This window comes from Gryllotalpicola reticulitermitis, from assembly GCF_042651345.1.
GTDB lineage: Bacteria > Actinomycetota > Actinomycetes > Actinomycetales > Microbacteriaceae > Gryllotalpicola > Gryllotalpicola reticulitermitis.
This window is the reverse complement of sequence record NZ_JBHSCN010000005.1, coordinates 928,466-942,236: the sequence shown is the minus strand read 5'-3', so window position 1 is coordinate 942,236 and position 13,771 is coordinate 928,466. Positions and strand designations below refer to the sequence as shown.

The 13,771-nt window shown below is 68.0% G+C and carries 12 protein-coding genes, 1 tRNA gene and 1 pseudogene; 7 read left to right on the top strand and 7 right to left on the bottom strand.

The features are described from left to right. Positions 1–27: 27 nt before the first annotated feature. The 4 genes from ACFOYW_RS11580 to ACFOYW_RS11565 all read right to left on the bottom strand — a co-directional run bounded on the left by ACFOYW_RS11580 (position 28) and on the right by ACFOYW_RS11565 (position 3,460). Positions 28–1,221 (bottom strand): molybdopterin molybdotransferase MoeA, encoded by a 1,194-nt coding sequence (locus tag ACFOYW_RS11580; protein WP_390229081.1) that lies wholly within the window; start codon positions 1,219–1,221, stop codon positions 28–30. After that, positions 1,214–1,480, bottom strand: a complete 267-nt coding sequence (locus tag ACFOYW_RS11575; protein ID WP_390229080.1) for a DUF6457 domain-containing protein — start codon at positions 1,478–1,480, stop codon at positions 1,214–1,216. The genes ACFOYW_RS11580 and ACFOYW_RS11575 overlap by 8 nt, the downstream gene beginning before the upstream one ends. Then, positions 1,477–2,067 (bottom strand): NTP transferase domain-containing protein, encoded by a 591-nt coding sequence (locus tag ACFOYW_RS11570; protein ID WP_390229633.1) that lies wholly within the window; start codon positions 2,065–2,067, stop codon positions 1,477–1,479. The genes ACFOYW_RS11575 and ACFOYW_RS11570 overlap by 4 nt, the downstream gene beginning before the upstream one ends. Before the next feature lie 236 nt (positions 2,068–2,303). Next, positions 2,304–3,460, bottom strand: a protein-coding gene (locus ACFOYW_RS11565; RefSeq protein WP_390229079.1) for an IS3 family transposase whose coding sequence is annotated in 2 segments (ribosomal slippage) — positions 2,304–3,187 and positions 3,187–3,460 — 1,158 coding nt in all. Because the reading frame shifts where the segments join, the coding sequence is not laid out codon by codon here. 62 nt (positions 3,461–3,522) lie between these two features. On the opposite strand from ACFOYW_RS11565, the pseudogene ACFOYW_RS11560 reads away from it, so the two are divergent. From ACFOYW_RS11560 to mobF, 3 genes and pseudogenes are all read left to right on the top strand, one after another. Continuing rightward, a pseudogene (locus ACFOYW_RS11560) lies at positions 3,523–4,358 on the top strand (integrase core domain-containing protein); the annotation flags it as partial. A gap of 76 nt (positions 4,359–4,434) precedes the next feature. Beyond that, positions 4,435–4,977: a hypothetical protein gene (locus tag ACFOYW_RS11555; protein WP_390229078.1), complete on the top strand. Its 543-nt coding sequence runs from the start codon at positions 4,435–4,437 to the stop codon at positions 4,975–4,977. 131 nt (positions 4,978–5,108) lie between these two features. Beyond that, entirely contained in the window at positions 5,109–8,525 is a 3,417-nt protein-coding gene (gene mobF, locus ACFOYW_RS11550) for a MobF family relaxase (protein ID WP_390229630.1), read from the top strand. Between the two features lie 3 nt (positions 8,526–8,528). Here mobF and ACFOYW_RS11545 read toward each other — a convergent pair whose 3' ends face one another. Together ACFOYW_RS11545 and ACFOYW_RS11540 are read right to left on the bottom strand one after the other, a co-directional pair. After that, on the bottom strand, positions 8,529–9,824 hold the full coding sequence (locus ACFOYW_RS11545; protein WP_390229077.1) for a Fic family protein: 1,296 nt from the start codon (positions 9,822–9,824) through the stop codon (positions 8,529–8,531). Positions 9,825–9,917: 93 nt separating this feature from the next. After that, positions 9,918–10,127: a helix-turn-helix domain-containing protein gene (locus tag ACFOYW_RS11540; protein ID WP_390229076.1), complete on the bottom strand. Its 210-nt coding sequence runs from the start codon at positions 10,125–10,127 to the stop codon at positions 9,918–9,920. Positions 10,128–10,219: 92 nt separating this feature from the next. On the opposite strand from ACFOYW_RS11540, the gene ACFOYW_RS11535 reads away from it, so the two are divergent. Beyond that, positions 10,220–10,801 carry a helix-turn-helix domain-containing protein gene (locus ACFOYW_RS11535; protein ID WP_390229075.1) on the top strand — a complete coding sequence of 194 codons (582 nt, stop codon included), beginning with the start codon at positions 10,220–10,222 and terminating at the stop codon, positions 10,799–10,801. A gap of 24 nt (positions 10,802–10,825) precedes the next feature. Beyond that, positions 10,826–12,088, top strand: coding sequence for a tyrosine-type recombinase/integrase (locus ACFOYW_RS11530; protein WP_390229074.1), 1,263 nt, complete (start codon positions 10,826–10,828; stop codon positions 12,086–12,088). A gap of 76 nt (positions 12,089–12,164) precedes the next feature. Here ACFOYW_RS11530 and ACFOYW_RS11525 read toward each other — a convergent pair. Beyond that, positions 12,165–12,251, bottom strand: a tRNA-Leu gene (locus tag ACFOYW_RS11525). A 141-nt stretch (positions 12,252–12,392) separates the two neighbouring features. Here ACFOYW_RS11525 and ACFOYW_RS11520 point away from each other — a divergent pair. After that, complete coding sequence (locus ACFOYW_RS11520; protein WP_390229073.1) at positions 12,393–13,070, top strand: FhaA domain-containing protein; 678 nt, start codon at positions 12,393–12,395, stop codon at positions 13,068–13,070. After that, positions 13,067–13,771, top strand: coding sequence for an FHA domain-containing protein FhaB/FipA (locus ACFOYW_RS11515; RefSeq protein WP_390229072.1), 705 nt, complete (start codon positions 13,067–13,069; stop codon positions 13,769–13,771). The genes ACFOYW_RS11520 and ACFOYW_RS11515 overlap by 4 nt, the downstream gene beginning before the upstream one ends.

Here is a 13,771-nt window from a genome sequence, read left to right as displayed (position 1 = left end):
AGGCCACGCCGCCCCAGCGCATGAGATTCAGACCGGCTCGACCGCCTCCACGGCGGCGCCAGCCGAGGCACCACCGGGAGGTATCACCGCCAGCACATCGGCGGCCGCGAGACCGCGCAGCATCGCCGAACCCTGCCACGCCGTCGGCATGAGGCCATCATCGCCCCGCACGCATGGCAACACCCGCCGGCCCGGTCTGGGGTTCGCAACCGCTACCGCCAGGATCTCCCGCCGCAAGCCCGTCATACGACGGCCGAGCATGCCGTCGACGAGCGGGGGGCCGAGCACGGCCAGGCACACGAAACCCGCCAGCGGATTCCCCGGCAGACTGAGAACCAGCTGGCCCTGCGGCATCCGATGAAGCATAACCGGATGCCCAGGCCGCAGCTCCACACCATCGAAGACCGCCTCGCCTCCGAGCGCCTCGAGCGCCGCCCGCGAATGATCGGCAGGGCCATGTGAACTCCCCCCCGTGGTCAACACCAGAGGCGAGGTCGCAAGTTCCTCTTCGAGCGCCGCCATCGTCACAGCGAGGTCGTCGCCGACGCGGCGGCGACGAACGCACTCCGCACCGAGCCGTGCGAGCGCCGCCGGAAGAGCGGGAGTGAATACGTCGCGCACGCGTCCCGGGGCAGGCACACCGGCTGCGACGACCTCGTCGCCCAGCACGAGCGCAGCGGCACCCGGCCGACACGTGACGATGACCTCGTCGTGCCCGGCAGCGGCGGCAAGCGCGACGATCGAGGGAGTGATGCGGGTACCGCACGGAACCAGCTCCTCGTTAGGTGACGCCTCCTCGCCCGCATAGCGCACATCCGCGCCGATGCGGACCTGCTCCTGCGCATGCAGCCATCCATCATCGTCGGCCCAACCTCGCTCGTGCCGCATTACCGCATGCGCCCCCGCCGGCAACACCGCGCCGGTGGCGATCGCACAGGCGTTGCCGGGTGTGAGCGGAGCGGGCGTTGCGGCACCCGCAAGGACGGCGTCGCCGAGCCGCCAGGGGCCGCAGCCAGAAACCGCCCACCCGTCCATCGCCGATGACGAAAAACTGGGGAGATGCGCGCGAGCGCTCACCGGCGTCGCGAGCACGCGGCCTGCAGCATCGGTCAGCGGCACACGTTCGACACCGAGCACTGGCCGTGCTGTCATGCCGGCCGCGTGGGCGAGGTCACGCGCTTCGGCTAGGCCCGTGCGCTGGGCAAGCGCCGACTCAGTCATGTTCCCATGCCTCGAGTCCGGCGAGAATTGCGCGCACGGCACGCGCTACGTCCTCGTCGCTTCCGCCGACGCGGCCTGCGGCCAGCCCCACGAGGAAAGTCGTGATCGGTGCGGCCGGACGTACGACGGTGTGTGCGGCGCGAGCTGCGACGTCAAGCAGTAGCGGCGTGGACAGTCGAGGATCGGTCGTGATGCCGAGCAGCCGGCATGCTTCGGCAAGCCACTCATCGAGGGCCGAAGGCGTGGACTGCTCACTCATATGACGGGCTCCAGTTCGGTCGATGCTGCAGGCGGGAGGTGCAGCCCGTGGGCGAGAGCATCGTCTGGACTGTCGATGTCAACGCACGCACCGGCGGGCAGATTGAGGAACAGCTTGCGCAGCGGCTCATGCAGCACACGGGCCGGTCTGCCGGCGAGGCCGAACTCGCCGCCCCACCTGGCGATCGCGCCCTCCAGGGCGACGGGCCGGTAGGCAACGGCGAGATGCTGTGCGTGCCCCGCACGCTCTCCTACGACGGCGTCCACCAACGCGGAGGCGTGGAGGGCAGCATCATACAGAAGTGCCGCCGCCGCCTCTGGGCATATGAGATCGGCAGGCAGGACGATGATCCACTCGGCCCGGTCGCCGTCTGCCAAGTCGAGCGCACCGAATCCGGCGGCTATGGCGGCCGCCGGACCGCCGTGGGTTACAACCTCGCTGACATAGACGACCTCGACGACTCGCTCCGGCATACGGGCCTGCGAATCACCCGCGCGGCGTGGGCCGACTACGGCGACGCGGCGTGCATCAGCAACGGCTCCGAGCGCTCGCTCCAGCAGCGTGCGCCCGCCGTACTTTAACTGCATCTTGTCGATACCGCCAAGCCGCCGGGCGCGACCGCCGGCGAGCAGCACCGTGTCCCAAATCACGCATCGAAATTAGGCAATCGCCGTTGCGCTGCGGTTGCATCGACGTAACGGCACATGGCCGAAATCTCACAGTCGTCATAGGCGACCGTGAGGTGCGCGGCCATGACGTTACCTGAGCCTGCGCCGCGTTTGCCAACCCCGGGACTGCTGCAGCTTGAGTTGACTCGGGTTGTTTAGGCCGCGAGTGCGACTTGGGTGATCATTTCATACTCGATTGGGGTGAGTTTCCCGAGGCCGCGCTGGCGTCTGCGGCGGTTGTACGTCGTCTCGATCCAGGCGACGATCGCGAGGCGTAGCTCCTGCCTCGTGGCCCAGCGGCGCCGGTCGAGGACGTTCTTCTGCAGGAGCGCGAAGAACGACTCCATGGCGGCGTTATCGCCGCATGCTCCGACTCTGCCCATCGAGCCGGTGAGCCCGGCGTGATGGAGCGCGGCCACGAACTTCCTGGAACGGAATTGGCTGCCGCGATCCGAGTGCACGACCGTCCCGACGGGCTGCCGGCGGGCGATCGCGTTGCGCAACCCGGTCACGGCGAGCTCGGCGGTCATCCGGTCGCTGATCGAGTAGCCCACGATGCGGTTGGAGAACACGTCCTTGAACGCGCAGAGGTAGAGCTTGCCCTCGCCGGTCCAGTGCTCGGTGATGTCGGTCAGCCACAGCCGGTTCGGCTTTTCGGCGGTGAATTCCCGCTTGACGAGGTCGTCGTGCACGGGCGGGCTGGCCTTGCGGTTCAGGCCTCGCTTCTTGGCGAACAGGCTCCAGATTCGTTGCTGGGAGCACAACCGCCACACCCGCCGCTCGCCGGCCATGATGCCTTGCGCGGCGAGCTCATCGGCGATGAACCGGTACCCGAACGCCGGGTCCGACTCATGCGCGTCGATCGCCGCGTTGATCAGATGCGCCTCATCCCAATCGCGGGAGGTAACCGGGTTCGCCGCCCACGCGTAGAACGCCTGCGTGGAGAACCCGAGAACCGGGCACGTCACTGCCACCGGCACCCGGACGGGCGCGGTCTCGGCAGCCAGCTCGCGGACGAGCGGGTACATCATTTTGGGAGCGACCCCTGCGCGAGATACGCCGCCGCCCGGCGCAGCACCTCGTTCTCTTGCTCCAGCAGCCGGATGCGTTTCTTCGCCTCCCGCAGCTCGGCCAGCTCCGTCGTGGTGGTTCCCGGCTTGATGCCCTCGTCGACCTCAGCGATCTTCACCCAGCGTTGGACACACGATTCGGAGATCCCGAAGTCCTTCGCGATCTGCGCGAACGACGCCTCCCGGCGCCTTGCGATCGCCACGACATCGTCCCGGAACTCCTTCGGAAACGGCTTCGGCATGACTGCCATCCTTCCAGCGGCGACTCCCGTCACCACACGTCAGGAGTCAACCAAAGCTGCAGCAGTCCCGTATCGGCCGCAGCACCTTTTACGAGCGGCGCGCTCGTGCGCGCCAGGAAGGGCAGGCCGCGCTGTTGACGCCGCGGTCGAGGCGCGCGAAGACCAGCCCCGGAAGGATCACCGACGAGATCGCACAGCAGGCGGTCCAGGTGCGCGCCGCGCTGGAGTCTTCGGGACTGGATCATGGGCCGATCAGCGTTCACGACAAGATGGCCGCGCTCGGGATGGTCGCACCATCGGTCATGTCACTGGCGCGGATCTTCCGGCAGGCCGGCGTCGCCCGATCCGAGCCACGGAAGCGGCCGCGGGCCTCGTATCGCCGGCCTATCCGGCGCCGAACGCGTGCTGGCAACTGGATGCCACCGAGTACATCCTCCAGGGTGGCCCGAAGTGTGTGATCTTCCAGCTCGAGGACGACCACTCCCGCCTGGCCGTCGCTTCGCACGTCGCGACCGGGGAGACGAGCGCCGACGCGGTGATCGTGTTCCAGAAGGGCGTCGCCAAGCGCGGGGTTCCGCAGCGGCTGCTGACCGACAACGACGCCGCTTTGAACCCTGCCCGGCGCGGCTGGATCGGACGGCTCACCGCCTTCGCGACCGGACTCGGTGTGGAGGCGATCACTGGGAAACCGTACAAGCCGACCACGCAGGGTAAGAACTAACGGTTCCACCAGACCTTGTTCCGGTACGTCGAAAACCAGCCCGTCGCCGCCACCCTCACCGAGTTGCAAGCCCAGGTTGACGCTTTCGATGTGGTCTACAACGCGCAGCGTCCGCACCAAGGGCTGCCCGGCCGCCTCGCCCCGCAAGCCGCGTGGGACGCCACTCCGGTCGCGCAGGCCCCCGGCCGCCGAGCGCCCGATAGTCCTCGATCCCGCGCCAGCAGCACCGGGCGCGCCACTGCCGTTCGAGAAAATGACCACCCGCCGGGTGAAGTCTTCCGGCGCGATCGAGCTTCGCGGGGTGACCCACCAGGTCGCCCGCGAGCTGGCCGGGCAGACCATCTTCGTGGCCATGCTGGCCGAGGGCGTGAAGTTCTACGACTCCACCGGCGGACTGCTCCTGAAGCACTCCTGGCCTGCACCGGGGACCAAGCACGTCCGCGACGGCCGACCCAGCGGCGCCGGTGCGAAGCGCCCCGAGCACGTCACCAAGCCCTATACCAAGCGGCTGATCTCTCGCCCGCCGAATACCACCGCACCGTGCGCACCGACGGGCGGGTCAGCATCCGAGGCGGCGTCTACGGCATCGGCCAACAACACACCGGTCGCCGACTCCACGCCGTCATCGACGATGACGACCACCACCTTCAGCGACGCCGCCACCGGGGAGATCATCGCCGAGCACCTCATCTCCGAGCCCGGAACCATGCACGTCGGCTACGTCCGCTACAACCGCCGAACCCCCACCTTCGAGCCCACCAAGACTGTCTCCGACGAACGGTCCGAGATGTCCTGAGGCACCAAATGTCCGAGATGTCTGATGCAGAACTGCCCACCATCTCCTGAGACATCACAGGTCGACTTGAATGGACGTATACTACCGTGGTAGATACCGTTTACGCGCTATAAGAAACACAGGTGAATGCGATGCATGGCGGTGTGATCCTGTTCCGAGGCTCCGGCACGGACGCGCGCCGCTACTTGGAGTCGGATCGCTCGCGGGCGGATGACTACTACTTGGAGGGTGGCACCGCACTGGCGGAGTTCGTAGCGGTCGACGGTCGCGGCGAGGTCGTTGGCGAACTGGGTCTGACCGCGGGCGAGTATGCGCAGTGGGTGGATTGGGTGAACCCGCTGACGGGCGAGTCGATGGGCATTCCGCGTCTGCCGGGGAATGGTCGTCGGGGTTCGCCGCGGTTTGCGGAGATGGTCGTGAACGTCCCGAAGTCACTGTCGGTCGCCGCAGCTTTGCATCCCGAGGTCTCCGACGCGTTGGACGCGGCGCAGCGTGATGCGGTGGCGGAGATCCGTTCGTGGCTCGGCCAGCACTCCGTCACACGTGTCGGCCCGCGCGGGCGGCAGGAGGTGGCGCCGGTCGAACAGCTCGAAACTGTCGCGGTCTCGCACAAGACATCCCGTGCTGGGGACCCGCACCGGCATATCCATTTCCAGATCGGCACCCGGGTGTGGGCAGCCGGTGCCTGGCGGGGCCTGGACACCGGCGCATTGTTCAAGCAGCAGGGCGCGATCCGTGCGCTCGGGACCGCGGTCTTGGCCGCGCATCCGCAACTTGCGGCGGTGCTGGATGCGCACGGGCTGACACTCGACCCGGTGACGGGCGAGGTGATCGAGTTGCAGCCCTTCAATCCGGTGATGTCGAAGCGCGGCGCGCAGGTGGGCCGCAACCTTGCGATGTTCGAGGCGCAATGGGAGGAAGCGCATCCCGGTGAGGAGCCAGGACCGGTGGTGCGCGCCCGGCTGCTGGCGAAGGCGTGGGACCACGAGCGCCCGTCGAAGAAACCGAGCACGCTGGGTAGCGAGGCAGGCTGGTTGCGCGAGTTGCAGGACGCCGGCTACACCCCCGACCTTCCGCGCGCCGCGGCTCCCCGGGTGCGTTCACTGGATGACCTGGCGGTGCAGGGGATTGCCTCCCGCGCGCTGGACCGTTGCGCGGCCGCTGCATCCACCTGGACGGTTCACGACATTCAGGAGCAAGCCACCCGGCTGACGACCGAGGCCGGGGTGCGTGCAACCCCGGCCGAGTTGCGGGAGTTCGTGCGCATCACCACCCGGCTCGCGGCCGAGGATTGCCTCTCGGTTCTGCCGCCGGATGCGCCGACGCCGCAGCACGTGGCGCATCTGACCTCGCTGCATGTTGTTGCGGTGGAGACCGAGCTGCGCGACCGCCTCCAGCACCTCGCGGACGCGTCGAACGATGCTGCAACCCCGGTGGTGCGTGATGCGCAATTGGATGAGGAGCAGTCGCAGGCCGCCGCCGCAATCGCATCCACGGCGCCGCTCGTGGTGGTCGAGGGCGCAGCAGGCGCCGGGAAGACGACCATGCTGGGAGCGGCGATCCACGCGGCTGGGCGTGAGGGCCGGCCGGTGCGGGTGGTGACGCCGACGAAGAAGGCCGCCGCCGTCGCCGCCCAGGAGCTTGGCGTGCCGGCCAACTCGGTCGCCGCCCTCGTGTACGCCCACGGTTACCGATGGAACGCGGACGGCGTCTGGTCCCGTCTCACCCCGGGCGAGACCGATCCGGAGACCGACGCTGTCTATCGTGGCCCCTCCGAGGACGCACGGCTCGCTGCCGGCGAGCGGGTCGTGGTGGATGAGGCGGGCATGCTCGATCAGGACACCGCGCTCGCCCTGCTCACCATCATCCAGGAATCCGGTGCGACGCTCGCGCTGGTCGGGGACCGGGCGCAGCTCGCTGCGGTCGGGCGTGGCGGCGTTCTCGACATTGCCGCCCAGCTCACCCCCGGCCGGGTGGAGATGACCGGGGTACGCCGCTTCACCGACCCCGAGTACGCACAGCTGACCCTCGAGCTGCGCGAGGCCCGCAACCCGGCCCTGATCTTCAACCGCCTCCAGGCTCTCGGACTGATCCGACTCCACGACGACGAAGACACCCTGCGCGACGCGATCGCAGGGCAGCATCAGGACGGCGTCGCGGTCACAGTTGCGACGAACGACGAAGCGCGGGAGCTCAACGAGCGCATCCGCGCTCAGCGTGTCCGAGACGGTGCGGTCGATGACACCCGGATAGCGTTCGGCAGCGACGGCCTGCCGATCGGGGGCGGGGACCTCATCCAGACCCGCCGCAACGACGCCGAGATCGGGGTGACCAACCGGCAGACCTTCACCGTGCAGCACGCCGGCGACGACGGCACCCTCTGGGTCACCAACTCCGCTGATCGGCGCAAGCATCACCGCACGATCCGCCTGCCGGCGGAGTATGTGGCCGAGCACTCCCACCTGGCCTATGCCGCTACCGGGTACGGAGCCCAGGGCGTCACGGCGCCTGCCTCCCACACGATCCTCTCTGAGGCGATGGATGCCGCCGGCGTGTATGTCGGCCTCACCCGCGGCCGGGAAGCCAACGTCCTCCACCTGGTTGCCGCCGACGCTGAGGATGCGCGCGAGCAGTTCACGACCGCACTGGTGCGGGATCGCTCCGACCGGGGCCTGGAGAAAGCCACCCAACAAGCCGCCACCGCCGTGGCCGGACTCACCGATGACGGCCCGGTCAAGACGGTGAACGCCGAGCGCGGCCGCCTGGTCACGCTCATCGAGCACGCCGACCAGCACGCCCGGAAACTGGAGCAAGCCCTCGCCGAGCTGACCCGGCAAGCCCAGGCGCATCAGGCCAAGGCCGAGGCACAGCAGGACGTCGTCCAGGCGGCGGAGACTCACGCCGAACACGCCCTTGCTGAGGCCATGGCGCCGTTGATCCGCGAAGCCGCGGGCGACGGGACAGCACTCCTCGCAGCCCGGGAGCGGATGTGGGCGGCAGCCCAGGCCCAGCGTGGCGCCCGCGGGCGCCGAGGCCGTGCCGCCGCTCGCGCGCTTGCACAGGCAAGCGAGCAAGCACAAGCCGCAGAAACCAGTGTGCGAGAGCACTGGGGCGAGGTCCCGCAGAGCCGAGACGCCATCCCCGCCTGGGCCCAGCAAGCTGCCCGCCAGACGGCCGAGACCGCCCCCGCAGTGGTCCACGCCCGCAAACAGCTCACTGAAGCCCAGGTTGCTCGTCGGGACCTCACTGCCCGGCAGATGCACGAACGCGCGACACTGCGGCGCCAGCTCCTCGCAGACCACACCCCAAGCACAGTCAGGCAAGCCGTGCAGCGACTGCAACAGCAAGCCGAAGCAGCCCGAGCAGACCTGGCCCGCATCGAAGCGCTACCACCAGGCGAGGCGGTCGAGTTCATCCGGGCGCGCGTCCAACAGGAGCAGGCCTGCCGGGAAGCCGTCCTGGCTCTTGCTGAGCGACAAGCCCGCACCACTGCGCCCACGCCGCCGCCGCAGAACCCCGGCACATCGGAGCGCGGGCTCGGCCGCTGACCGTTACAGGCGCGGCACGTCCCGGCCAGCAGGACGATCCGGCCCAGCGGTCAGGAACGGCCGGGGCGGCCCGAGGCGGGGCTTGCGAACGCTCGTGTCCTCACCGCCGACACGGTTACTGCGCTCAGTCAAAGCGACCAAGGCGAGATGCCGGTCAGCGGTCCAGCAGATCAGCCGACCGCCCTCCTTCGCCCGCCCCAGGATGCCCGCCTCCGCCAGCTCCGTCAGCGCCCGATGCGCAGCAGCCGGCGAGACACCCAAGCGGCCGCTGACGGACTCGGCGGTCAGCACCGGGTCGGAGGCGAGAGTGTCGAGGATGCGCAGCACCGCCGCGTCCCGACGCGGCGCCGCCGGGCTCAAACCCCGAGCCTGCCGGAACGTGACTAGCTCCTCGCGTACCTGCTCGTCCAGGGCGGCGATGTCCTCGGCCAGACGCACCGCGTTGCCCGCCGCACGCTCGGCGGCCTGCGCGAACCCAGCCACCCACTCATCCAGCAAAGGAGGATCGGCCCGGTAACCGGTGAGCCCGGCAAGGTAGGAATCAGTGTCTCCCGCGAAGACGGTACTGATCGGGATGAGCGCGTTCCGCAACGCGTCCGCGCGGCGCAGCACCGTATGAATCAACGCCCGCCCCGTGCGGCCATTGCCGTCAATGAACGGGTGGATCGTCTCGAACTGCGCATGCACGATCGCCGCACGCACCACAGGATTCCCCACCGTGTCCGTCGCGAACCGGGCGAGATCCTCGACCAGGCGCGGCACCTCCGCCTCCGGCGGCGGCACGAACGCCGCCCGCAACGGCGACCATCCGGGACCCCCGACCCAGTTCTGCTCCCCCCGCAGCCCCCGCTCCAGGCGGGGCTCGATGACATGCTGGAGATCCACGAGGTCATCGACCGTGATCACGCGGTCCCGGTTGGCGAGGTCCGCGATCGCCGCCTCCGTGGCCTGCACGTTCGCCACGACATCCAGAGCCTGCCGGGGTCCGTGATGCAGCAGCTCCGCGATCGCCAACCGCTTCGGACTCACCCGGTTCCCCTCGATCCACGACGAAGAGATCGACTCCGAACGGATCAACAGATGATTCAGAAACCGGCCCCGCGAACCGATCCGCTCATCCGCCCGAGCCAACACCGCCAACGCATCCTCCGCAGCAGCCTGCGCCGCAGCACCCAGGACAGGAAGCCGGTCCCCCAGCTCGTCCGGCACATACGCGAAATAGCGACCCGGAGCCCGATCCTTGCGGCTCAGACCCGCCGCGTCCTCCGGATGCCAGAGGCGTTCAACGTACTCACCCATCTGCAGCCTCCCGACCCCATCGCGAACCTCTACTTTAGGCCGTCTAAGTGAGAATTAGACCGACGGCGCTCACGGTTAGCGTGCCGGTCTGCTCTACTTGGCATCGGGGTCGAACAGGCGCAGGAACTTCTCGCGGGGGATAACCACGCGCCGTCCGAGCTTGATCGAGGGGATATCTCCATTCTCGATCGCGATGGTGACGGTACGCGGGTCGATGCCGAGGGCGGAAGCCGCCTCGGCGCGCGTGATGATGACGCTCCGGGACTCCCGGAGTTGATCGATGGTCACCGTGGTCGTCCGCATGCCGCACCTACCGTTCCCTGCTCCCGCGCGCGATCTAGAGAACGTAATCGAACGATCTTGCTGTGTCAAGTATAATCATGTACGTTTCTTATATGGATACACGGCAACGAGGCAATCCGCCCGGCAACACGAACGCGCATGTCGCGGCGAACCTACGTCGCGCCCGGCAGGGCATCGGCGTCGACCTGCGCGAACTCTCCGCCCGCATTAAGGCGGCCGGGCGCACCATCTCACCCACGGCACTCAGCCGGATCGAGAACGGCGACCGGCGTGTGGACGTGGACGACCTCACCACCCTCGCCTACGCACTGGAGACCACTCCGGCCGAACTGCTCGCACCGCCGAACGATGCCCCCGCACCGACTGGAGTGACAGACCGTTTCCTTTCCGAGGAAGTGCAGGCCTGGATCCAGGGCCGGGTGAAGCTCACCGTCTCCGACCTGATCCGCTACTGGACTGACGAAGCCCACGTTTGCCAGGGATATATCTTCCGCTTCAAGGGGCTCATCAAGGGCCAGGAGGCCGCGACGCCGCCCAGCGGTCGGTGGGTAACCCCGACCTCGGTGTATCAGGAGAGCCTGGCCACCCAACGTGAGCGCCTAGAGCGCATCAGTGCCCGGCTGCTCGAACTCGACCCCACCCGTCCGCCACTCACCGAGACCGACGGCGACTAACCGCACCCAGAAAGGAACGCAGCCATGCCAGTCCAGATCAAACCGCCAGAGGACGGCGAGCCGGTGAAGCGGCAGCGCCGCTCCCGCTCACGGCAGCCCGGTTCCATCCAGGAGTACCCCACCCGCGAGGGCAAGCGATGGCGGTTCCAGATCTACGTGCCCAAAGACCCCGAGTACCCCGAGCTCGGGTCTCGCCGACTCACCCGCTCCGGCTTCACCAGCACCGACGAGGCGAACGACGCTCTGCAAGAGGCGCTGAAGCAGCGCAAGCAGAACGAGAAGTTCGGCAGCAAGGTGCCGCTGATCTCCGTCTACGCGGACGAATGGGTCGAAGGACTGAAACTCGCGGACTCCACGATCAAGGGCTACAAGAAGATCATCCGCAACCACATCCGGCCCCAGCTCGGAGACATCCGCCTCGACCAGCTCACCGCCACCCGCATCGCCCGGCACTACCGCGACCTGGAACAGCACGGCCGCGCCGACAAGCTCGGCAAAGGCAAGCCACTCTCGGCCAACACTGTTAATAAGGTGCACGTCCTGCTCAGCTCGATCATGGACGCCGCGATCGACGACGGGCACGTCACGGTCAACCCGACCAAGAAGAAGCGCACTGTGAAAGCCCCGACCACCAGCGAGGTTCGGGCACAGAAGCCGGAGATTGTCACCTGGACCGGCGAACAGCTCTCCACCTTCCTCGCCTGGGACCGCGACGAGCGGAAGGACGAGCTGTTCCCGCTATGGCGGCTCATCGCCTACTCAGGCATGCGCCGCAGCGAAGCCCTCGCCTTGAAGTGGTCGGACATCAACGCCAAGACGATGCGCATCAGCATCCGCCGCGCCGTCAACACCGAGGACTGGACGCAGACCAAGACCACCAAGACCGGCAACGCCCGCGTGCTCGACATCGACGCTGAAACTTTGAAGGCGCTGGCCGCCTACAAGGTCGCGCGCGCCGAACTCTCGTTCGACCTCGCCAAGGCCGACGCCTACGTGTTCGCCGACGACGAGGGGAACCTGCGCTCACCCGACGCGATGACCAGCCGATGGGACCGCCGCCTGAAGTGGGCGACGGCGAAGTTCGACAGCCTGAACCGGGTCACACTGAAAGGCCTGCGACACACGCATGCGACGCTGCTGCTCGAACTGGGCGAGCACCCCAAGGTGGTGCAGGAACGCCTCGGGCACTCCACCATCACCACCACGATGAACATCTACAGCCACGTCACCCCAACCATGCAGAGGTCGGCGGTCGACCGCTTCGCAGCCCACCTCGGGGATGCTTAGCACTTTTTCTAGCACTTCAACGGAAAACGACCCCGTCCCTGGGAAGCTAAATCCCAGATCAAGGGCCGTTCTCAACTGGTGCGCGAGGGGGGAGTTGAACCCCCACGCCCTCACGGGCACACGGACCTGAACCGTGCGCGTCTGCCTATTCCGCCACTCGCGCAGTGTTGCCGCTCTCGTGAAACGGCAACCTCACGAAGATATCACGAGCGAACTGGGAGTTCCATTCCGCCGCCCGTCCATGAGGGCCCCGGCCAAAGCCTCCCGCTACCATGCAACGGAGAGCATCGACCGGAGAGAACACGTGGGCTTCCTGGACAACTTCGAGAAACGGCTGGAGCGCGGCGTCAACATGGCGTTCGCCCGCACGTTCCGCTCGGGGCTGCAGCCGGTCGAGTTGACGAGCGCCCTGCGCCGCGAGATGGACACGAAGGCGGCCGTCGTCTCCCGCGATCGGATCCTCACTCCGAACGCATTCACGTTGCGCATGGCACCGACCGACTACACGCGCATGAGCGGCATGGGCGATGCGCTGACCGATGAGCTCACGAGCTTCGTGAACACCCACGCGCGCACGCAGCGATACCAGTTCGCCGGTGCGGTCTCGATCGATCTCGCGAGCGACCCGGCCCTCGCGACGGGGGTTCTCGAGATCGAGTCGGGGAACGTCAAGCAGGACGTGGCCTGGGCGCCGGTCATCGACATCAACGGGCAGCGGCACAACCTGGGCCATGCGCGCACGGTGGTCGGGCGCGGCAGCGAGGCCGACATCACGGTCAACGACAGCGGCATCAGTCGCCGCCACGTCGAGATCGCGTGGGACGGGCGCCGCGGCGAGGCCCGCGATCTCGGCTCGACCAACGGCAGCAAGCTCAATGGCCAGCCGCTCAGCCGCTCGGTGCTCGAGCCCGGCGACGTCATCACGGCCGGCCGCACTCGCATCGTCTTCAACGTGGTCCCGCGGTCTGGGGGTCACTCGTGAATCCGAGCTCCCTCACCCTTCTTCTCCTGCGCATCGCGTTCCTGATCGTGCTGTGGGTGTTCGTCTTCGTGATCGTGTACGCCCTGCGCGGCGACCTGTTCGGCACGCGCGCGAAGCGGCTGCCGAACGAGTCGGCGAACGCGCAGACCCCCGGCCAGTCGCATCCGCGCACGCCGCCGACCCCGACCCCTGCGGCCGCGTCGCCCGCAGCACCACCCGGCACGAGTCCGACCGACTTGTTCGCGAGCGTCTCGGCGCCGCCGAAGCAGCCCGCGCCCCCGGCCCCCCTCGAGCCCGAACCGCTCGGCAGCGGCTCGGAGAATCCGCTCGCCGGCCTCGCGATCGACCGCACGGGTTCCGTCCCCGTCGTGCCGAGCGCTCAGGGCAAGCGCGTGCATGCCACTGTCTACAACGCTTCGAAGCTGGTCATCACGGGCGGCCCCCGCACGGGCGTCGAGTACGACCTGACCCCGGAACCTCTCACGATCGGCCGCAGCAGCGAGTCGGGCCTCGTGATCCGCGACGACTACACCAGCACGCACCACGCCCGACTCATGCTGTGGAACAACGAGTGGATGCTGCAGGATCTCGACTCGACCAACGGCACGTTCCTCGACGGCGAGCGCGTGCACGCACCGACGCAGGTTCCGCTCGACACGCCGATCAAGGTCGGCATGACGATCTTCGAGCTGCGACGGTGA